Below are 22145 nucleotides of genomic sequence, written 5' to 3' on the forward strand. Positions count from 1 at the left end.
CACGCGGGCAGGGGTTCCTTCAGTGCTCTCAGTGCTCTCAACGCTCTCAAGGGCATGGGTGGTCCAGCTGTTGGTCATAGGGATCGTCGCTCCTGCATCGGGGCCGCGGGTTTGGACGCGGCAAATGATGTCGGTCAGCGGGCACCGGCCTGGCGAATAGCCGCCATGGCCTGGCGCTGACCAGTCAGCGACGTGCGAGGCAGAACCGGGTCAACAGATCTTGACCCGAGCGAGCGATGTCTAACCCCGCCGGCGGACCGCGCACGGTCGCCACCACCGGGTGGATGGGCGTGGCTGCGCCTTCGGCGGTCGCTGCCACGATGTCTACAGCGAAGCCCGGAGCGGCCGAACGCGGCAACACTGCCGGCGCGAAATGCTCCGCGCACTGTGGCGTTGAGTTGTTGCGCACGTGCGGGTGGTCGATGTTGACCACGAATTCCCGACCCACCGATGTGGCGAGCGGGTGGTTCGGATGAGCCCGGTACCGCTGGGGCTGGGGAAGCCAGCATTGCGCGGCTAGGGCCGCCCCCACCAGCGCAAACGCGACGACGACGACCGCGGATTCCATCCACGTCATGCGCCGGGTATTCACGTCGCTCACTATATACCCCATACGGGTATGGTGTAAACCGGTAGGTCGGTCCGATGCCGTGTTGCGCGCCGGCCGATGTCCGAGCAGGGTACAAGGCATCCGCGGGTTGAGTAGAGCGTGAATCAGACACCGAAGGAGCGGTCATCAATGCCAACACCGCTCGCCCCCGCCAATCCCCTGGATGGGATCCGGCTCAGCAGGCGTGGCTTCATCGCGGCCGGTATCGCCGGCGGGTTTGCCCTGGCCGCGTGCGGCTCGAGAACGCCGCCGCCCGGTATCGCCGCGGGTACCGCCGCAGACGCGATGACTGCGGCGATCGATGCGGCCGAGGCCGCCCGGCCGCACAGTGGGCGCACGGTGACCGCCACGTTGACCCCCCACCCCGAGACGATCGACCTGGGTGGGCCGGTCGTCACCACGCTGGCCTACGGCGATGGGATCCCGGCAGCGCCGATCAGGGCCAATGTCGGCGATGAACTGGCCGTCTCGGTGACAAACCGGCTCGACACTCCCACGTCGGCGCACTGGCATGGAATCAGGCTGCGCAACGATATGGACGGCGTCGAGCCCGCGACCCCGAACATCGACCCCGGCCATGAGTTCACCTACCGGTTCTCCGTGCCGGATCCGGGCACCTACTGGGTTCATCCGCACGTTCGCGTCGAGGAGGACTACGGCCTCTATCTGCCGCTCATCATCGATGATCCAACCGAGCCAGGCCGCTACGACGCCGAATGGATCGTCGTCCTCGACGATTGGACCGATGGCGTCGGGAAGTCCCCACCACAGCTCTTCGACGAGCTGACCAACCCGAACAAGCCCACCATGCCCGAGGTCGGCAACAGTGACCTGCTCGGGGGCGACGCTGGCGACATCGCCTACCCCTACTACCTGATCAATGGCCGAATTCCAACGGCCCCAAAGTCCTTTCAGGCCAAACCCGGCCAGCGAATCCGGATCCGCATCATCAACGCCGCAGCCGACACGGTGTTCCGCATCGCACTGACCGGGCATTCGATGACGGTCACCCACACTGATGGATACCCGGTGATCCCCACCGAGGTGGACGCCCTACTGATTGGCATGGCTGAACGCTACGACGTGATCGTGACCGCCGACAGCGGCATCTTCGCGCTGGTCGCCGCTGCCGAAGGCAAGAATGCGCTGGCGCGCGCGCTGCTGTCCACCGGCAGCGGCAGCCCACCCGACCCACAGTTTCGACCGTCCGAACTGACCAAGCGAGTGGGAACGGTCGAGATGTTCACCGCCACAACGACTGCCGACTTGGGTCCACCCGAACCCGGCCTCGACCTCCCGGTCGTCCTGGGAGGCACCATGGCCAAATACGACTGGACGATCAACGGGGAGCCCTATCGGACGACCAAGCCACTACACGTACAACCGGGCCAGCGACCGACGTTGACGTTCGACAACACCACCATGATGTACCACCCAATCCACCTACACGGACACACCTTTCAGCTGATCAAGGCCGACGGCAGTCCCGGTGCCCGCAAGGACACAGTGATCGTGCTGCCCAAACAGCAGCTGCGCGCCGTCCTCGTTGCCGACAATCCCGGCGTATGGGTGATGCACTGCCACAACGACTACCACCTCGTGGCCGGCATGGAGACCCGCGTGGAATACGACCTCTGACGGGGGCGCGTCCGGGCAGCTTGTCGGGAGAATTCGGATCGCATCGACGGGCTTTGTGACCCGCGGTATCGGGGACGGCGCTGCCGCGCGCGGTACCAGCGAGCCGCTAGACTCGTCGCCATGGTCGGCGCTCGATGAGCAATCCGCAGCCCGAGAAAGTGCGCGTGGTGGTCGGTGATGATCACCCGCTCTTTCGGGAGGGTGTCGTGCGAGCGCTGTCGATGAGCGGTTCGGTGCACGTGGTCGGTGAGGCAGACGACGGAGCCGCCGCATTAGACCTGATCAAAGCCCACCAGCCCGACGTCGCACTCCTGGACTACCGAATGCCGGGCATGGACGGTGCACAGGTAGCTGCGGCGGTGCGAAGCCACGAGTTGCCGACTCGGGTGCTGCTGATCTCGGCGCACGACGAATCGCCGATTGTCTACCAAGCACTTCAGCAGGGAGCCGCCGGATTCCTGCTGAAGGATTCGACGCGCACCGAGATCGTCAAAGCAGTACTCGATTGCGCCAACGGCCGCGACGTCGTCGCGCCCGCGCTGGTCGGTGGTCTTGCCGGTGAGATCCGGCAGCGCGCTGCCGCTATGGTTCCTGCGCTCAGCGCACGCGAGCGGGAAGTGCTCAATCGCATCGCTCGCGGTCAAAGTATCCCGGTGATCGCGGCCGAGCTGTATGTGGCGCCGTCGACGGTGAAGACACATGTGCAACGGCTCTACGAGAAACTCGACGTGAGTGATCGTGCGGCCGCGGTCGCCGAGGCGATGCGGCAGGGACTGCTCGACTAGAGCACGTCGACCACGCCCGCCAAGGCTGGACCGATAACCCCACGGGTACACGGTCATGATCAGCGGTGGATGGATCGCGCCTCTTCTTGGCTCTGGACTGAAGAAACGCGATAAAGAGACGCACATCACACTGTGGCGGCCGGGGTAGACTCGCGTCCGGTTCTGGGGTCAGCGGCGTCCCTTGCAGCAGGTTTTCGGAGGGAACCTTAGGCAAGCGTACGGATCCGCATCGGGCGTTTTGTACACAAGGTAAATATTTTCGAAAACGCAAACTTTCCGCTGCGTTGACCATTAACATCCTTAAGTAACGATCGCGTCAATTTGGGGACGGCGGTCATTTTTGCTGTCTGCACACCACCAGGAGCCGTCAGTGTCGTTTGTTTCGGTAACCCCGGAGGCGATCGCAGCCGCCGTCGGCGAGCTGGCAAGCATCGGTTCGACGCTCGATGCTGCCAACTCCGCAGCGGCCGCCGCGACGACCGAGCTTGTGGCCGCGGGCGCCGACGAGGTGTCCGCGCGCATTGCGGCCTTGTTCGGCATATACGGCCAGGAGTATCAGGCGGTCAGTGCGCAGGTAGCGACGTATCACGAGCAGTTCATTGCGGCGTTGCAGGGTGGCGCCGGTGCGTATGGGTGGGCTGAGGCCACCAACGCCGACCAGGTGGTGCTCAACGCGATCAACGGGCCGTTTCAGACGTTGTTGGGGCGCCCGCTGATCGGCGATGGGGCTAATGCGACGACTCCGGGTGGGGCTGGCGGAGACGGCGGGTTGCTGTACGGCAGTGGCGGTAATGGTGCTGCCGGCGGGCCAGGGCAGGCCGGTGGGGCTGGTGGGTCTGCGGGGTTGTTGGGCAACGGCGGTAATGGCGGCGCTGGCGGGATCGGTGCTGCCAGCGGTGGGGCCGGCGGCAATGGCGGCTGGCTCTACGGTCGTGGCGGCAACGGTGGGGCCGGCGGGATCGGCGGTGGTACCGGCGGTAGCGGCGGGCACGCGTGGCTGTTGGGCCATGGCGGGGTAGGCGGCTCCGGTGGCACTGGCGGTGCCGGCGGAGGCACCGGCGGCGCCGGCGGACACAGCGGGTTGCTGTACGGCAATGGTGGTGCTGGTGGGGCCGGCGACACCGGCCAGTCTGGCGGAACCGGCGGTTCATCGCGGCTGTGGGGCCGTGGCGGTGATGGCGGGGCCGGTGGTGACGGCGGTGGCTTCGCTGGCGGTGACGGCGGCCGCGGAGGCCTGCTATTCGGCGAGGGCGGAACCGGTGGTGTTGGCGGCGGTGACGGCGGCAACGCGGGATGGCTGTTCGGTCATGGCGGCGCTGGCGGAGCTGGCGGTGCCGGTGGTTTCGACGGCGGCGCCGGCGGCAATGGTGGGTGGTTGTTCGGCAGCGGTGGTGCCGGCGGGGCCGGCGGCACGGGCGGCGGCGCCGGTGGTATCGGAGGCAGCGGTGGCCTGCTGTTCGGTGATGGCGGCGCCGGCGGTAGCGGCGGCAGCGGCGGCGGGGCCGGTGGTTCCGGCGGAAGCAGCGGCCTCGTGATTGGCGCCGGTGGGGCCGGCGGCGTCGGCGGCACCGGTGGCGGTACGGGCGGCAATGGTGGTCAAGCCGCGCAGTTGTTCGGATTTGGCGGCGCCGGCGGCGCTGGCGGCATCGGCGATCCTGGCAACGCCGGGGGCGATGGCGGCGCCGGGGGCAACCCAGGGTGGCTGTTCGGCACCGGCGGCGCCGGCGGTGCCGGAGGCGCGGGTGGCACTGCGACCAGCATCGGTACCGCTGGCGGTGATGGCGGCGCTGGCGGCGCAGGCGCGCGTGGCGGGCTATTCATGCGCGGCGGTGATGGCGGGGCCGGCGGGGCCGGCGGCGCGGGTAAGGCGGGCAGCGACGGCATCGGGGACGGCGGCTCCGGTGGTGACGGCGGCGCAGGCGGCAGCGGCGGCGATGGCGGGGCCGGGGGTCGCGCCGCGTTGTTGTTCGGCCCGGGCGGCGCAGGCGGAGCCGGCGGTATCGGCGGCACCGGCGGGGCCGGGGGCTTGGGCGCCGACAGCCTCACCGGAATCGGCGGCGACGGTGGTGCAGGCGGCACTGGCGGCGATGCCGGGCAAGCCGGCACCGCGGGCGCCCGCCACCTCTTCAGCCAGGCCGGCTCTGCGGGAACCGCCGGTATTGGCGGTGACGGCGGCGACGGCGGGCATGGTGGTGGTGGCGCCGATGGCGCTGACGCTGTGGCCTCCGGCGCTACGGGTGATGCTGGCTTTGCCGGTGGTGCCGGCGGTGTCGGCGGAGATGGTGGCGGCTCCGGTGCCTTCCAGGGTGTCGGCGGTGCGGGTGGCGACGGCGGCACCGGCGGGATCGGTGGTGCTGGGGGTGCCGGCACCGATAACAGCGCCAACGACGGCGTCGCGGGCGGGGCCGGCGGTAAAGGCGGCGTCGGCGGCACCGGCGGCGACGCCGGCCTCGGCGGCACCGGCTCGGTCGCCGGCACCGACGGCAGCGCGGGTGATGGTGGCACCGGCGGTATCGGTGGCACCGGCGGTGCCGGTGGTGCGGGCACCGTGGGTGCTGCCGATGGCGGCGACGGCGGCCAGGGCGCGGCCGGCGGTGCCGGCGGCACCGGCGGCGCCGGCGGGGCGACCGGCCTCGGTGCCGGCGGCACCCAGGGTGTCGGTGGCGCGGGCGGCGACGGCGGCACCGGCGGCCAAGGCGGTGCTGGGGGTGCCGGCACCGATAACAGCGCCAACGACGGCGTCGCGGGCGGGGCCGGCGGTAAAGGCGGCGTCGGCGGCACCGGCGGCGACGCCGGCCTCGGCGGCACCGGCTCGGCGGCGGGTGTTGATGGGTCGGCGGGTGATGGTGGCACCGGCGGTATCGGTGGCACCGGCGGTGCCGGTGGTGCGGGCACCGTGGGTGCTGCCGATGGCGGCGACGGCGGCCAGGGCGCGGCCGGCGGTGCCGGCGGCACCGGCGGCGCCGGCGGGGCGACCGGCCTCGGTGCCGGCGGCACCCAGGGTGTCGGCGGCGCGGGCGGCGACGGCGGCACCGGCGGCCAAGGCGGTGCTGGGGGTGCCGGCACCGATAACAGCGCCAACGACGGCGTCGCGGGCGGGGCCGGCGGTAAAGGCGGCGTCGGCGGCACCGGCGGCGACGCCGGCCTCGGCGGCACCGGCTCGGTCGCCGGCACCGACGGCAGCGCGGGTGATGGTGGCACCGGCGGTATCGGTGGCACCGGCGGTGCCGGTGGTGCGGGCACCGTGGGTGCTGCCGATGGCGGCGACGGCGGCCAGGGCGCGGCCGGCGGTGCCGGCGGCACCGGCGGCGCCGGCGGGGCGACCGGCCTCGGTGCCGGCGGCACCCAGGGTGCCGGTGGCGCGGGCGGCGACGGCGGCACCGGCGGCCAAGGCGGTGCTGGGGGTGCCGGCACCGATAACAGCGCCAACGACGGCGTCGCGGGCGGGGCCGGCGGGAAAGGCGGCGTCGGCGGCACCGGCGGCGACGCCGGCCTCGGCGGCACCGGCTCGGTCGCCGGCACCGACGGCAGCGCGGGTGATGGTGGCACCGGCGGTATCGGCGGCACCGGCGGTGCCGGTGGTGCGGGCACCGTGGGTGCTGCCGATGGCGGCGACGGCGGCCAGGGCGCGGCCGGCGGTGCCGGCGGCACCGGCGGCGCCGGCGGGGCGACCGGCCTCGGTGCCGGCGGCACCCAGGGTGTCGGCGGCGCGGGCGGCGACGGCGGCACCGGCGGCCAAGGCGGTGCTGGGGGTGCCGGCACCGATAACAGCGCCAACGACGGCGTCGCGGGCGGGGCCGGCGGTAAAGGCGGCGTCGGCGGCACCGGCGGCGACGCCGGCCTCGGCGGCACCGGCTCGGCGGCGGGTGTTGATGGGTCGGCGGGTGATGGTGGCACCGGCGGTATCGGTGGCACCGGCGGTGCCGGTGGTGCGGGCACCGTGGGTGCTGCCGATGGCGGCGACGGCGGCCAGGGCGCGGCCGGCGGTGCCGGCGGCACCGGCGGCGCCGGCGGGGCGACCGGCCTCGGTGCCGGCGGCACCCAGGGTGTCGGTGGCGCGGGCGGCGACGGCGGCACCGGCGGCCAAGGCGGTGCTGGGGGTGCCGGCACCGATAACAGCGCCAACGACGGCGTCGCGGGCGGGGCCGGCGGTAAAGGCGGCGTCGGCGGCACCGGCGGCGACGCCGGCCTCGGCGGCACCGGCTCGGTCGCCGGCACCGACGGCAGCGCGGGTGATGGTGGCACCGGCGGTATCGGCGGCACCGGCGGTGCCGGTGGTGCGGGCACCGTGGGTGCTGCCGATGGCGGCGACGGCGGCCAGGGCGCGGCCGGCGGTGCCGGCGGCACCGGCGGCGCCGGCGGGGCGACCGGCCTCGGTGCCGGCGGCACCCAGGGCGTCGGCGGCGCGGGCGGCGACGGCGGCACCGGCGGCCAAGGCGGTGCTGGGGGTGCCGGCACCGATAACAGCGCCAACGACGGCGTCGCGGGCGGGGCCGGCGGGAAAGGCGGCGTCGGCGGCACCGGCGGCGACGCCGGCCTCGGCGGCACCGGCTCGGTCGCCGGCACCGACGGCAGCGCGGGTGATGGTGGCACCGGCGGTATCGGTGGCACCGGCGGTGCCGGTGGTGCGGGCACCGTGGGTGCTGCCGATGGCGGCGACGGCGGCCAGGGCGCGGCCGGCGGTGCCGGCGGCACCGGCGGCGCCGGCGGGGCGACCGGCCTCGGTGCCGGCGGCACCCAGGGTGTCGGTGGCGCGGGCGGCGACGGCGGCACCGGCGGCCAAGGCGGTGCTGGGGGTGCCGGCACCGATAACAGCGCCAACGACGGCGTCGCGGGCGGGGCCGGCGGTAAAGGCGGCGTCGGCGGCACCGGCGGCGACGCCGGCCTCGGCGGCACCGGCTCGGTCGCCGGCACCGACGGCAGCGCGGGTGATGGTGGCACCGGCGGTATCGGTGGCACCGGCGGTGCCGGTGGTGCGGGCACCGTGGGTGCTGCCGATGGCGGCGACGGCGGCCAGGGCGCGGCCGGCGGTGCGGGCGGGGCCGGCGGCGCCGGCGGGGCGACCGGCCTCGGTGCCGGCGGCACCCAGGGTGTCGGCGGCGCGGGCGGCGACGGCGGCACCGGCGGCCAAGGCGGTGCTGGGGGTGCCGGCACCGATAACAGCGCCAACGACGGCGTCGCGGGCGGGGCCGGCGGGAAAGGCGGCGTCGGCGGCACCGGCGGCGACGCCGGCCTCGGCGGCACCGGCTCGGCGGCGGGTGTTGATGGGTCGGCGGGTGATGGTGGCACCGGCGGTATCGGTGGCACCGGCGGTGCCGGTGGTGCGGGCACCGTGGGTGCTGCCGATGGCGGCGACGGCGGCCAGGGCGCGGCCGGCGGTGCGGGCGGGCCGGCGGCGCCGGCGGGGCGACCGGCCTCGGTGCCGGCGGCACCCAGGGTGTCGGTGGCGCGGGCGGCGACGGCGGCACCGGCGGCCAAGGCGGTGCTGGGGGTGCCGGCACCGATAACAGCGCCAACGACGGCGTCGCGGGCGGGGCCGGCGGGAAAGGCGGCGTCGGCGGCACCGGCGGCGACGCCGGCCTCGGCGGCACCGGCTCGGTCGCCGGCACCGACGGCAGCGCGGGTGATGGTGGCACCGGCGGTATCGGCGGCACCGGTGGTGCCGGTGGTGCGGGCACCGTGGGTGCTGCCGATGGCGGCGACGGCGGCCAGGGCGCGGCCGGCGGTGCCGGCGGCACCGGCGGCGCCGGCGGGGCGACCGGCCTCGGTGCCGGCGGCACCCAGGGCGTCGGCGGCGCGGGCGGCGACGGCGGCACCGGCGGCCAAGGCGGTGCTGGGGGTGCCGGCACCGATAACAGCGCCAACGACGGCGTCGCGGGCGGGGCCGGCGGTAAAGGCGGCGTCGGCGGCACCGGCGGCGACGCCGGCCTCGGCGGCACCGGCTCAGCGGCGGGGTTGATGGGTCGGCGGGTGATGGCGGCACCGGCGGTATCGGCGGCACCGGCGGTGCCGGTGGTGCGGGCACCGTGGGTGCTGCCGATGGCGGCGACGGCGGCCAGGGCGCGGCCGGCGGTGCCGGCGGCACCGGCGGCGCCGGCGGGGCGACCGGCCTCGGTGCCGGCGGCACCCAGGGCGCCGGCGGCGCGGGCGGCGACGGCGGCACCGGCGGCCAAGGCGGTGCTGGGGGTGCCGGCACCGATAACAGCGCCAACGACGGCGTCGCGGGCGGGGCCGGCGGGAAAGGCGGCGTCGGCGGCACCGGCGGCGACGCCGGCCTCGGCGGCACCGGCTCAGCGGCGGGTGTTGATGGGTCGGCGGGTGATGGCGGCACCGGCGGCCAGGGCGGCACCGGCGGTGCCGGTGGTGCGGGCACCGTGGGTGCTGCCGATGGCGGCGACGGCGGCCAGGGCGCGGCCGGCGGTGCCGGCGGCACCGGCGGCGCCGGCGGGGCGACCGGCCTCGGTGCCGGCGGCACCCAGGGCGCCGGCGGCGCGGGCGGCGACGGCGGCACCGGCGGCCAAGGCGGTGCTGGGGGTGCCGGCACCGATAACAGCGCCAACGACGGCGTCGCGGGCGGGGCCGGCGGGAAAGGCGGCGTCGGCGGCACCGGCGGCGACGCCGGCCTCGGCGGCACCGGCTCGGCGGCGGGTGTTGATGGGTCGGCGGGTGATGGCGGCACCGGCGGTATCGGCGGCACCGGCGGTGCCGGTGGTGCGGGCACCGTGGGTGCTGCCGATGGCGGCGACGGCGGCCAGGGCGCGGCCGGCGGTGCGGCGGGCCGGCGGCGCCGGCGGGGCGACCGGCCTCGGTGCCGGCGGCACCCAGGGTGCCGGCGGCGCGGGCGGCGACGGCGGCACCGGCGGCCAAGGCGGTGCTGGGGGTGCCGGCACCGATAACAGCGCCAACGACGGCGTCGCGGGCGGGGCCGGCGGTAAAGGCGGCGTCGGCGGCACCGGCGGCGACGCCGGCCTCGGCGGCACCGGCTCGGCGGCGGGTGTTGATGGGTCGGCGGGTGATGGCGGCACCGGCGGTATCGGTGGCACCGGCGGTGCCGGTGGTGCGGGCACCGTGGGTGCTGCCGATGGCGGCGACGGCGGCCAGGGCGCGGCCGGCGGTGCCGGCGGCACCGGCGGCGCCGGCGGGGCGACCGGCCTCGGTGCCGGCGGCACCCAGGGCGTCGGCGGCGCGGGCGGCGACGGCGGCACCGGCGGCCAAGGCGGTGCTGGGGGTGCCGGCACCGATAACAGCGCCAACGACGGCGTCGCGGGCGGGGCCGGCGGGAAAGGCGGCGTCGGCGGCACCGGCGGCGACGCCGGCCTCGGCGGCACCGGCTCGGCGGCGGGTGTTGATGGGTCGGCGGGTGATGGTGGCACCGGCGGTATCGGTGGCACCGGCGGTGCCGGTGGTGCGGGCACCGTGGGTGCTGCCGATGGCGGCGACGGCGGCCAGGGCGCGGCCGGCGGTGCGGGCGGGCCGGCGGCGCCGGCGGGGCGACCGGCCTCGGTGCCGGCGGCACCCAGGGTGTCGGCGGCGCGGGCGGCGACGGCGGCACCGGCGGCCAAGGCGGTGCTGGGGGTGCCGGCACCGATAACAGCGCCAACGACGGCGTCGCGGGCGGGGCCGGCGGTAAAGGCGGCGTCGGCGGCACCGGCGGCGACGCCGGCCTCGGCGGCACCGGCTCGGCGGCGGGTGTTGATGGGTCGGCGGGTGATGGCGGCACCGGCGGTATCGGTGGCACCGGCGGTGCCGGTGGTGCGGGCACCGTGGGTGCTGCCGATGGCGGCGACGGCGGCCAGGGCGCGGCCGGCGGTGCCGGCGGCACCGGCGGCGCCGGCGGGGCGACCGGCCTCGGTGCCGGCGGCACCCAGGGCGCCGGTGGCGCGGGCGGCGACGGCGGCACCGGCGGCCAAGGCGGTGCTGGGGGTGCCGGCACCGATAACAGCGCCAACGACGGCGTCGCGGGCGGGGCCGGCGGTAAAGGCGGCGTCGGCGGCACCGGCGGCGACGCCGGCCTCGGCGGCACCGGCTCGGTCGCCGGCACCGACGGCAGCGCGGGTGATGGTGGCACCGGCGGTATCGGTGGCACCGGCGGTGCCGGTGGTGCGGGCACCGTGGGTGCTGCCGATGGCGGCGACGGCGGCCAGGGCGCGGCCGGCGGTGCCGGCGGCACCGGCGGCGCCGGCGGGGCGACCGGCCTCGGTGCCGGCGGCACCCAGGGTGTCGGTGGCGCGGGCGGCGACGGCGGCACCGGCGGCCAAGGCGGTGCTGGGGTGCCGGCACCGATAACAGCGCCAACGACGGCGTCGCGGGCGGGGCCGGCGGGAAAGGCGGCGTCGGCGGCACCGGCGGCGACGCCGGCCTCGGCGGCACCGGCTCGGTCGCCGGCACCGACGGCAGCGCGGGTGATGGTGGCACCGGCGGTATCGGCGGCACCGGCGGTGCCGGTGGTGCGGGCACCGTGGGTGCTGCCGATGGCGGCGACGGCGGCCAGGGCGCGGCCGGCGGTGCGGCGGGCCGGCGGCGCCGGCGGGGCGACCGGCCTCGGTGCCGGCGGCACCCAGGGTGTCGGTGGCGCGGGCGGCGACGGCGGCACCGGCGGCCAAGGCGGTGCTGGGGGTGCCGGCACCGATAACAGCGCCAACGACGGCGTCGCGGGCGGGGCCGGCGGGAAAGGCGGCGTCGGCGGCACCGGCGGCGACGCCGGCCTCGGCGGCACCGGCTCGGTCGCCGGCACCGACGGCAGCGCGGGTGATGGTGGCACCGGCGGTATCGGCGGCACCGGCGGTGCCGGTGGTGCGGGCACCGTGGGTGCTGCCGATGGCGGCGACGGCGGCCAGGGCGCGGCCGGCGGTGCGGCGGGCCGGCGGCGCCGGCGGGGCGACCGGCCTCGGTGCCGGCGGCACCCAGGGTGTCGGTGGCGCGGGCGGCGACGGCGGCACCGGCGGCCAAGGCGGTGCTGGGGGTGCCGGCACCGATAACAGCGCCAACGACGGCGTCGCGGGCGGGGCCGGCGGGAAAGGCGGCGTCGGCGGCACCGGCGGCGACGCCGGCCTCGGCGGCACCGGCTCGGTCGCCGGCACCGACGGCAGCGCGGGTGATGGTGGCACCGGCGGTATCGGTGGCACCGGCGGTGCCGGTGGTGCGGGCACCGTGGGTGCTGCCGATGGCGGCGACGGCGGCCAGGGCGCGGCCGGCGGTGCGGGCGGGGCCGGCGGCGCCGGCGGGGCGACCGGCCTCGGTGCCGGCGGCACCCAGGGTGTCGGCGGCGCGGGCGGCGACGGCGGCACCGGCGGCCAAGGCGGTGCTGGGGGTGCCGGCACCGATAACAGCGCCAACGACGGCGTCGCGGGCGGGGCCGGCGGTAAAGGCGGCGTCGGCGGCACCGGCGGCGACGCCGGCCTCGGCGGCACCGGCTCGGTCGCCGGCACCGACGGCAGCGCGGGTGATGGTGGCACCGGCGGTATCGGCGGCACCGGCGGTGCCGGTGGTGCGGGCACCGTGGGTGCTGCCGATGGCGGCGACGGCGGCCAGGGCGCGGCCGGCGGTGCGGCGGCAGCCGGCGGCGCCGGCGGGGCGACCGGCCTCGGTGCCGGCGGCACCCAGGGTGTCGGCGGCGCGGGCGGCGACGGCGGCACCGGCGGCCAAGGCGGTGCTGGGGGTGCCGGCACCGATAACAGCGCCAACGACGGCGTCGCGGGCGGGGCCGGCGGAAAGGCGGCGTCGGCGGCACCGGCGGCGACGCCGGCCTCGGCGGCACCGGCTCGGTCGCCGGCACCGACGGCAGCGCGGGTGATGGTGGCACCGGCGGTATCGGTGGCACCGGCGGTGCCGGTGGTGCGGGCACCGTGGGTGCTGCCGATGGCGGCGACGGCGGCCAGGGCGCGGCCGGCGGTGCGGCGGCACCGGCGGCGCCGGCGGGGCGACCGGCCTCGGTGCCGGCGGCACCCAGGGTGTCGGCGGCGCGGGCGGCGACGGCGGCACCGGCGGCCAAGGCGGTGCTGGGGGTGCCGGCACCGATAACAGCGCCAACGACGGCGTCGCGGGCGGGGCCGGCGGGAAAGGCGGCGTCGGCGGCACCGGCGGCGACGCCGGCCTCGGCGGCACCGGCTCGGTCGCCGGCACCGACGGCAGCGCGGGTGATGGTGGCACCGGCGGTATCGGCGGCACCGGCGGTGCCGGTGGTGCGGGCACCGTGGGTGCTGCCGATGGCGGCGACGGCGGCCAGGGCGCGGCCGGCGGTGCCGGCGGCACCGGCGGCGCCGGCGGGGCGACCGGCCTCGGTGCCGGCGGCACCCAGGGTGTCGGCGGCGCGGGCGGCGACGGCGGCACCGGCGGCCAAGGCGGTGCTGGGGGTGCCGGCACCGATAACAGCGCCAACGACGGCGTCGCGGGCGGGGCCGGCGGTAAAGGCGGCGTCGGCGGCACCGGCGGCGACGCCGGCCTCGGCGGCACCGGCTCGGTCGCCGGCACCGACGGCAGCGCGGGTGATGGTGGCACCGGCGGTATCGGTGGCACCGGCGGTGCCGGTGGTGCGGGCACCGTGGGTGCTGCCGATGGCGGCGACGGCGGCCAGGGCGCGGCCGGCGGTGCCGGCGGCACCGGCGGCGCCGGCGGGGCGACCGGCCTCGGTGCCGGCGGCACCCAGGGTGTCGGTGGCGCGGGCGGCGACGGCGGCACCGGCGGCCAAGGCGGTGCTGGGGGTGCCGGCACCGATAACAGCGCCAACGACGGCGTCGCGGGCGGGGCCGGCGGTAAAGGCGGCGTCGGCGGCACCGGCGGCGACGCCGGCCTCGGCGGCACCGGCTCGGTCGCCGGCACCGACGGCAGCGCGGGTGATGGTGGCACCGGCGGTGCGGGTGGCACCGGCGGTGCCGGTGGTGCGGGCACCGTGGGTGCTGCCGATGGCGGCGACGGCGGCCAGGGCGCGGCCGGCGGTGCGGGCGGCACCGGCGGCGCCGGCGGGGCGACCGGCCTCGGTGCCGGCGGCACCCAGGGCGCCGGTGGCGCGGGCGGCGACGGCGGCACCGGCGGCCAAGGCGGTGCTGGGGTGCCGGCACCGATAACAGCGCCAACGACGGCGTCGCGGGCGGGGCCGGCGGGAAAGGCGGCGTCGGCGGCACCGGCGGCGACGCCGGCCTCGGCGGCACCGGCTCGGTCGCCGGCACCGACGGCAGCGCGGGTGATGGTGGCACCGGCGGTATCGGCGGCACCGGCGGTGCCGGTGGTGCGGGCACCGTGGGTGCTGCCGATGGCGGCGACGGCGGCCAGGGCGCGGCCGGCGGTGCCGGCGGCACCGGCGGCGCCGGCGGGGCGACCGGCCTCGGTGCCGGCGGCACCCAGGGTGTCGGCGGCGCGGGCGGCGACGGCGGCACCGGCGGCCAAGGCGGTGCTGGGGGTGCCGGCACCGATAACAGCGCCAACGACGGCGTCGCGGGCGGGGCCGGCGGGAAAGGCGGCGTCGGCGGCACCGGCGGCGACGCCGGCCTCGGCGGCACCGGCTCGGTCGCCGGCACCGACGGCAGCGCGGGTGATGGTGGCACCGGCGGTATCGGTGGCACCGGCGGTGCCGGTGGTGCGGGCACCGTGGGTGCTGCCGATGGCGGCGACGGCGGCCAGGGCGCGGCCGGCGGTGCCGGCGGCACCGGCGGCGCCGGCGGGGCGACCGGCCTCGGTGCCGGCGGCACCCAGGGTGTCGGCGGCGCGGGCGGCGACGGCGGCACCGGCGGCCAAGGCGGTGCTGGGGGTGCCGGCACCGATAACAGCGCCAACGACGGCGTCGCGGGCGGGGCCGGCGGGAAAGGCGGCGTCGGCGGCACCGGCGGCGACGCCGGCCTCGGCGGCACCGGCTCGGTCGCCGGCACCGACGGCAGCGCGGGTGATGGTGGCACCGGCGGTATCGGTGGCACCGGCGGTGCCGGTGGTGCGGGCACCGTGGGTGCTGCCGATGGCGGCGACGGCGGCCAGGGCGCGGCCGGCGGTGCCGGCGGCACCGGCGGCGCCGGCGGGGCGACCGGCCTCGGTGCCGGCGGCACCCAGGGTGTCGGTGGCGCGGGCGGCGACGGCGGCACCGGCGGCCAAGGCGGTGCTGGGGGTGCCGGCACCGATAACAGCGCCAACGACGGCGTCGCGGGCGGGGCCGGCGGGAAAGGCGGCGTCGGCGGCACCGGCGGCGACGCCGGCCTCGGCGGCACCGGCTCAGCGGCGGGGGTTGATGGGTCGGCGGGTGATGGTGGCACCGGCGGTATCGGCGGCACCGGCGGTGCCGGTGGTGCGGGCACCGTGGGTGCTGCCGATGGCGGCGACGGCGGCCAGGGCGCGGCCGGCGGTGCCGGCGGCACCGGCGGCGCCGGCGGGGCGACCGGCCTCGGTGCCGGCGGCACCCAGGGTGTCGGCGGCGCGGGCGGCGACGGCGGCACCGGCGGCCAAGGCGGTGCTGGTGGTGCCGGCACCGATAACAGCGCCAACGACGGCGTCGCGGGCGGGGCCGGCGGGAAAGGCGGCGTCGGCGGCACCGGCGGCGACGCCGGCCTCGGCGGCACCGGCTCGGTCGCCGGCACCGACGGCAGCGCGGGTGATGGTGGCACCGGCGGCCAGGGCGGCACCGGCGGTGCCGGTGGTGCGGGCACCGTGGGTGCCGCCGATGGCGGCGACGGCGGCCAGGGCGCGGCCGGCGGTGCCGGCGGCACCGGCGGCGCCGGCGGGGCGACCGGCCTCGGTGCCGGCGGCACCCAGGGTGCCGGCGGCGCGGGCGGCGACGGCGGCACCGGCGGCCAAGGCGGTGCTGGGGGTGCCGGCACCGATAACAGCGCCAACGACGGCGTCGCGGGCGGGGCCGGCGGTAAAGGCGGCGTCGGCGGCACCGGCGGCGACGCCGGCCTCGGCGGCACCGGCTCGGTCGCCGGCACCGACGGCAGCGCGGGTGATGGTGGCACCGGCGGTGCGGGTGGCACCGGCGGTGCCGGTGGTGCGGGCACCGTGGGTGCTGCCGATGGCGGCGACGGCGGCCAGGGCGCGGCCGGCGGTGCCGGCGGCACCGGCGGCGCCGGCGGGGCGACCGGCCTCGGTGCCGGCGGCACCCAGGGTGCCGGCGGCGCGGGCGGCGACGGCGGCACCGGCGGCCAAGGCGGTGCTGGGGGTGCCGGCACCGATAACAGCGCCAACGACGGCGTCGCGGGCGGGGCCGGCGGTAAAGGCGGCGTCGGCGGCACCGGCGGCGACGCCGGCCTCGGCGGCACCGGCTCGGTCGCCGGCACCGACGGCAGCGCGGGTGATGGTGGCACCGGCGGTATCGGCGGCACCGGCGGTGCCGGTGGTGCGGGCACCGTGGGTGCTGCCGATGGCGGCGACGGCGGCCAGGGCGCGGCCGGCGGTGCCGGCGGGGCCGGCGGCGCCGGCGGGGCGACCGGCCTCGGTGCCGGCGGCACCCAGGGGGTCGGCGGCGCGGGCGGCGACGGCGGCACCGGCGGCCAAGGCGGTGCTGGGGGTGCCGGCACCGATAACAGCGCCAACGACGGCGTCGCGGGCGGGGCCGGCGGTAAAGGCGGCGTCGGCGGCACCGGCGGCGACGCCGGCCTCGGCGGCACCGGCTCGGTCGCCGGCACCGACGGCAGCGCGGGTGATGGTGGCACCGGCGGTATCGGTGGCACCGGTGGTGCCGGTGGTGCGGGCACCGTGGGTGCTGCCGATGGCGGCGACGGCGGCCAGGGCGCGGCCGGCGGTGCCGGCGGCACCGGCGGCGCCGGCGGGGCGACCGGCCTCGGTGCCGGCGGCACCCAGGGTGTCGGTGGCGCGGGCGGCGACGGCGGCACCGGCGGCCAAGGCGGTGCTGGGGGTGCCGGCACCGATAACAGCGCCAACGACGGCGTCGCGGGCGGGGCCGGCGGGAAAGGCGGCGTCGGCGGCACCGGCGGCGACGCCGGCCTCGGCGGCACCGGCTCGGTCGCCGGCACCGACGGCAGCGCGGGTGATGGTGGCACCGGCGGTATCGGTGGCACCGGCGGTGCCGGTGGTGCGGGCACCGTGGGTGCTGCCGATGGCGGCGACGGCGGCCAGGGCGCGGCCGGCGGTGCCGGCGGCACCGGCGGCGCCGGCGGGGCGACCGGCCTCGGTGCCGGCGGCACCCAGGGTGTCGGCGGCGCGGGCGGCGACGGCGGCACCGGCGGCCAAGGCGGTGCTGGGGGTGCCGGCACCGATAACAGCGCCAACGACGGCGTCGCGGGCGGGGCCGGCGGTAAAGGCGGCGTCGGCGGCACCGGCGGCGACGCCGGCCTCGGCGGCACCGGCTCGGCGGCGGGTGTTGATGGGTCGGCGGGTGATGGTGGCACCGGCGGTATCGGTGGCACCGGCGGTGCCGGTGGTGCGGGCACCGTGGGTGCTGCCGATGGCGGCGACGGCGGCCAGGGCGCGGCCGGCGGTGCCGGCGGGGCCGGCGGCGCCGGCGGGGCGACCGGCCTCGGTGCCGGCGGCACCCAGGGTGTCGGCGGCGCGGGCGGCGACGGCGGCACCGGCGGCCAAGGCGGTGCTGGGGGTGCCGGCACCGATAACAGCGCCAACGACGGCGTCGCGGGCGGGGCCGGCGGTAAAGGCGGCGTCGGCGGCACCGGCGGCGACGCCGGCCTCGGCGGCACCGGCTCGGCGGCGGGTGTTGATGGGTCGGCGGGTGATGGTGGCACCGGCGGTATCGGTGGCACCGGTGGTGCCGGTGGTGCGGGCACCGTGGGTGCTGCCGATGGCGGCGACGGCGGCCAGGGCGCGGCCGGCGGTGCCGGCGGCACCGGCGGCGCCGGCGGGGCGACCGGCCTCGGTGCCGGCGGCACCCAGGGTGTCGGTGGCGCGGGCGGCGACGGCGGCACCGGCGGCCAAGGCGGTGCTGGGGGTGCCGGCACCGATAACAGCGCCAACGACGGCGTCGCGGGCGGGGCCGGCGGTAAAGGCGGCGTCGGCGGCACCGGCGGCGACGCCGGCCTCGGCGGCACCGGCTCGGTCGCCGGCACCGACGGCAGCGCGGGTGATGGTGGCACCGGCGGTGCGGGTGGCACCGGCGGTGCCGGTGGTGCGGGCACCGTGGGTGCTGCCGATGGCGGCGACGGCGGCCAGGGCGCGGCCGGCGGTGCCGGCGGGGCCGGCGGCGCCGGCGGGGCGACCGGCCTCGGTGCCGGCGGCACCCAGGGTGTCGGCGGCGCGGGCGGCGACGGCGGCACCGGCGGCCAAGGCGGTGCTGGGGGTGCCGGCACCGATAACAGCGCCAACGACGGCGTCGCGGGCGGGGCCGGCGGTAAAGGCGGCGTCGGCGGCACCGGCGGCGACGCCGGCCTCGGCGGCACCGGCTCGGTCGCCGGCACCGACGGCAGCGCGGGTGATGGTGGCACCGGCGGTGCGGGTGGCACCGGCGGTGCCGGTGGTGCGGGCACCGTGGGTGCTGCCGATGGCGGCGACGGCGGCCAGGGCGCGGCCGGCGGTGCCGGCGGCACCGGCGGCGCCGGCGGGGCGACCGGCCTCGGTGCCGGCGGCACCCAGGGTGCCGGCGGCGCGGGCGGCGACGGCGGCACCGGCGGCCAAGGCGGCACCGGCGGTGCCGGCACCGATAACAGCGCCAACGACGGCGTCGCGGGCGGGGCCGGCGGTAAAGGCGGCGTCGGCGGCACCGGCGGCGACGCCGGCCTCGGCGGCACCGGCTCGGTCGCCGGCACCGACGGCAGCGCGGGTGATGGCGGCACCGGCGGCCAAGGCGGCACCGGCGGCGACGGCGGCACCGGCAAAGCCGGCGCGGCCGGCAAGGGCAACGGCGGCGACGGCGGCGACGGCGGTCAAGGCGCGGCCGGCGGCGCCGGCGGCGACGGCGGTAAAGGCGGCGCCGCCGGTGTGGGCATGGGCGGCACCCAAGGCGTCGGCGGCCAAGGCGGCACCGGCGGCGACGGCGGCACCGGCGGCGACGGCGGCGATGGCAGCAACGGCAAGGGCATCACTGCGAAGGCGGGGGGTGACGGCGGCACAGGCGGCCAGGGCGGTACCGGCGGCGCGGCCGGCCAAGGCGGCAGCGGCTCTACCGCGGGCGCGATCGGTACCGGCGGCACCGGCGGCGAAGGCGGGATCGGAGGCGATGGCGGCAAGGGCGGCCACGGCCCGACCAGCAACGCCCCCGGCGGCGTCGGCGGAGCCGGCGGCGATGGTGGGACCGGCGGAACCGGCGGCGCCGGCGACGGCACCAACGGTGGCGGAACCGGCGGCAAAGGCGGCGCGGCCGGCGACGGCGGCACCGGAGGCGATGGCGGCGAGATCGGCGGCCCCGGCGGCACCGGAGGCGCGGCCGGCACCGGCGGCACCGGCGGCACCGGCGGCAGCGGCGGCGGCGACGGCGGCGAGGGTGGTATCGGCGGCGACGGCGGCAAGGGCGGCATCGGCGACCCCCGGGTTGGTGGTTCAGGCGGTGACGGCGGCGACGGCGGCATGGGCGGTGCGGCCGGTGCCGGCGGTGCGGGCGGCAACGCGGGTGCTGGCGGCAACGGTGACGGCGGTGACGGCGGCAAGGGCGGCACCGGTGGCACTGGCGGCGAAGGTGGCGAAGCCGAACCCGGAGTGCCTATCGCGTCCGGCGGCACCGGCGGCGACGGCGCCGTCGGCGGTAAAGGCGGCGCGGGCGGCACCGGCACCGGAGCCGGCTCCGGCGGGACCGGCGGCGCCGGCGGCGACGGCGGCGACGGCGGTAAAGGCGGCGCCGGCTGGACTGGTGACCCCGGTGACCCCGGCAGCAGTGGTGGCTCGGGAGGCAGCGGCACGAGCGGCGTCGGCACCACCGGTGGCGACGGCGGCACCGGCGGCACCGCCGGCACCGGCGGCGCCGGCGGCCTCTGAGTACCGTCGTCGTTCGTGCGGAGCGCAGCCGAGTATCGGCCTGGCGGCAGCCCCAAAGGACTGCTCAACCAGCCTCGTGGCGTTCAGCGTTTCAAGGGCAGCGCCACCCGAACATGCGTACCCGCAGGCGCTTCCAGGAAGACGAACGTGCCACCGGCCGCATCGACGCGGGCGCGATGCGACGCCAAGCCAATGTGGCCCTCACCCAGACGGCGCGCCATCGTGTCCCCAGTGACGCCGACACCGTCATCGGCCACGTTCGCCACGCACATCCCGTCGGTGATCGCCAGTCGCACAGCAGCGTGGCGAGCCCGTGAATGCTGCGCCACATTGGACAACAGCTCGCGCACCACGCCGAACATGATGGGGTCGATCGCGCTGCGAATGGGGTAGTCGATGTCGGTCGAAATCGCGATACCCGAACGCTGCGCCGTGAAAGCCGCCAGTTGCTCGACGGCGGCGCCCAACCCTACCTGTTCGAGAACAGCGGGATGCAGCTCAAAAGTGGCCTGCCGCAGGTGCTCCGAAGCGGCCTGCAGCCCGGCCATGGCGTGCTGGACTCGCTCGTCACCGGGAAACGCCGCGTCCAGCTCGATAAGGTCCTGGCGTGCTGCCAGCACGTCTTGCAGTGGCCCATCATGAATGGCTTCCGAGATCCGACGCTGCATCACCTCCGATGCGGTCATCGTGTGAGCCAGCAGCTCCTCCCGCAGCGCGCTGAGGCCGGCGACGGAACGCACATGCCGCTCCTCGATGCTGACCACCACCAACGCCGTTGCGCACAGAAACGTGTAGAGGGCGAACAGAAAAAGGGTATGCCGCCAATCCGCCTCGCCCAGAAGCACTTCGTCATGAACTCCAGCGAGGGCGAATCCGACGAGGGTTAACGCCAGCACCAACGCCGCTCGACGCGCCGAGACATCGACACCCACGAGGACCGGCAGCAAGGTCATGATCAGCAATGGATAGATCCCGGCAGTGGACAGCAGTTGAAATGCCGTCAATGCCACCAGGTCGATGGCGATGAAGGCCAACGGTTCCCATCGGCCCACTCGCCCCAATCGGCCCCCGCCGATCCGGCTCCGGGCTCGCGGAGAAGCCAGCACCAGAGCGCACACCGCGGCGAATCCGTACAAGCCGACCAACGCGGTTTGCCGTGCCCATTCGTGTTGGGCGGTCCCCAGGAGCATGGCGCCCACCATGAACGCCAGGACGCCGAGTCGAAGTACCGACACGATCTGATAAGAGCGCGACCGGTGGCGTTCGCGCACGCGAACCAGTTCTACGTCGATGGTCTTCGCCACCGGAATACCGTACTCATAGATCCTGCCGCATGCCTCGCAGCCGCCACTGACGAACGGAGCCAGAGATGGTTGGCTGGGGGCATGACTCGACAGGTAGGGACGCTCACGGTCCCGGGTGGCAACGTCTGGTTCAAGCGCGCCGGCGGCGGTCCCGGTCTGCCGGTGCTTGTGGTGCACGGCGGCCCGGGCCTACCACACGGCTACCTGAGTTCCCTGGAACGGTTGGCCGATGAGCGCGAGGTTGTTTTCTGGGATCAGCTTGGTTGCGGCAACTCCGAATCTCCGTCGAACGTCGATCTCTGGACGATGGAGCGCTCGCTGGCCGAGATGGACGCGGTGGTGCGCGCTCTTGACCTGAACAGCTTCCACATTTTCGGCAACTCCTGGGGAGGGATGCTGGCACAGCAGTATGTGCTAGACGTGCCATCCGGAGCGGCCAGCCTCACCATCTCGAACAGCACCGCGTCCATGCCGAGATTCGCTGAGTACGTGGCCCGGTTGAAGTCCGAGTTGGACTCGGCAACCCGATCCGCCATTGACCGCCATGAAGCCGCCGGTACGACCGATTCGGCGGAGTACCAGGCAGCGATCCGGACTTGGAACGAGACCTATCTCTGCCGCAGTCGCCCGTGGCCCCGTGAACTCGAGGAAGCGTTCGCGAGCGCGGGAACCGAGATTTTCGAAACGATGTTTGGCCCCAGCGATCTTCGTGTCATCGGGAACATCCGCAGTTGGGACATTCTGGACCGGTTGCCCGAGATCACGGTCCCAACGATGCTCCTAGCTGGCAGGTTCGACGAATGTTCGCCCGAGCACATGCGTGAGATGCACCAACGCATTGCAGGTTCCCAGTTCGAGTTCTTCGAGTCGACCGCTCACCTGCCCTTCATCGAAGAGCCGACCCGGTTCGATCAGGTGATGCGCGAATTCTTTCGGCTGCACGATATTTGATTGCGC

General features: G+C 77.2%; 8 protein-coding genes and 1 pseudogene. 7 read left to right on the plus strand and 2 right to left on the minus strand.

The window, feature by feature from the left end:
- Positions 1 to 184: 184 nt before the first annotated feature.
- A complete protein-coding gene (lpqS, locus tag F6B93_RS19165) occupies positions 185 to 577 on the minus strand; it encodes a putative copper homeostasis (lipo)protein LpqS (RefSeq protein ID WP_211699610.1) in 393 nt (130 codons plus the stop codon).
- 162 nt (positions 578 to 739) lie between these two features.
- Between lpqS and F6B93_RS19170 the strand changes: the two genes are divergently transcribed.
- The 6 genes and pseudogenes from F6B93_RS19170 to F6B93_RS19200 all read left to right on the plus strand — a co-directional run bounded on the left by F6B93_RS19170 (position 740) and on the right by F6B93_RS19200 (position 19884).
- Complete coding sequence (locus tag F6B93_RS19170) at positions 740 to 2248, plus strand: multicopper oxidase family protein (protein ID WP_211696498.1); 1509 nt, start codon at positions 740 to 742, stop codon at positions 2246 to 2248.
- A 134-nt stretch (positions 2249 to 2382) separates the two neighbouring features.
- On the plus strand, positions 2383 to 3033 hold the full coding sequence (locus F6B93_RS19175) for a response regulator (protein WP_211696499.1): 651 nt from the start codon (positions 2383 to 2385) through the stop codon (positions 3031 to 3033).
- Positions 3034 to 3403: 370 nt separating this feature from the next.
- Positions 3404 to 8992 (plus strand): PE family protein, encoded by a 5589-nt coding sequence (locus tag F6B93_RS23495; RefSeq protein WP_211696500.1) that lies wholly within the window; start codon positions 3404 to 3406, stop codon positions 8990 to 8992.
- A 67-nt stretch (positions 8993 to 9059) separates the two neighbouring features.
- Positions 9060 to 9929: a hypothetical protein gene (locus tag F6B93_RS23620; protein WP_211696501.1), complete on the plus strand. Its 870-nt coding sequence runs from the start codon at positions 9060 to 9062 to the stop codon at positions 9927 to 9929.
- Between the two features lie 520 nt (positions 9930 to 10449).
- Positions 10450 to 13975 (plus strand): annotated as a pseudogene (locus F6B93_RS23850) (hypothetical protein); the annotation flags it as partial.
- 293 nt (positions 13976 to 14268) lie between these two features.
- The gene (locus F6B93_RS19200) at positions 14269 to 19884 is read left to right on the plus strand and encodes a hypothetical protein (RefSeq protein ID WP_211696504.1); all 5616 of its coding nucleotides are present in this window, start codon (positions 14269 to 14271) and stop codon (positions 19882 to 19884) included.
- 83 nt (positions 19885 to 19967) lie between these two features.
- On the opposite strand, the gene F6B93_RS19205 is transcribed toward F6B93_RS19200, so the two are convergent.
- On the minus strand, positions 19968 to 21188 hold the full coding sequence (locus F6B93_RS19205) for a sensor histidine kinase (protein ID WP_211696505.1): 1221 nt from the start codon (positions 21186 to 21188) through the stop codon (positions 19968 to 19970).
- Positions 21189 to 21269: 81 nt separating this feature from the next.
- On the opposite strand from F6B93_RS19205, the gene F6B93_RS19210 reads away from it, so the two are divergent.
- Positions 21270 to 22139 carry a proline iminopeptidase-family hydrolase gene (locus tag F6B93_RS19210; protein ID WP_211696506.1) on the plus strand — a complete coding sequence of 290 codons (870 nt, stop codon included), beginning with the start codon at positions 21270 to 21272 and terminating at the stop codon, positions 22137 to 22139.
- The last annotated feature ends 6 nt before the right edge of the window (positions 22140 to 22145 follow it).

This window comes from Mycobacterium spongiae, from assembly GCF_018278905.1.
In the GTDB taxonomy this organism is placed as follows: domain Bacteria; phylum Actinomycetota; class Actinomycetes; order Mycobacteriales; family Mycobacteriaceae; genus Mycobacterium; species Mycobacterium spongiae.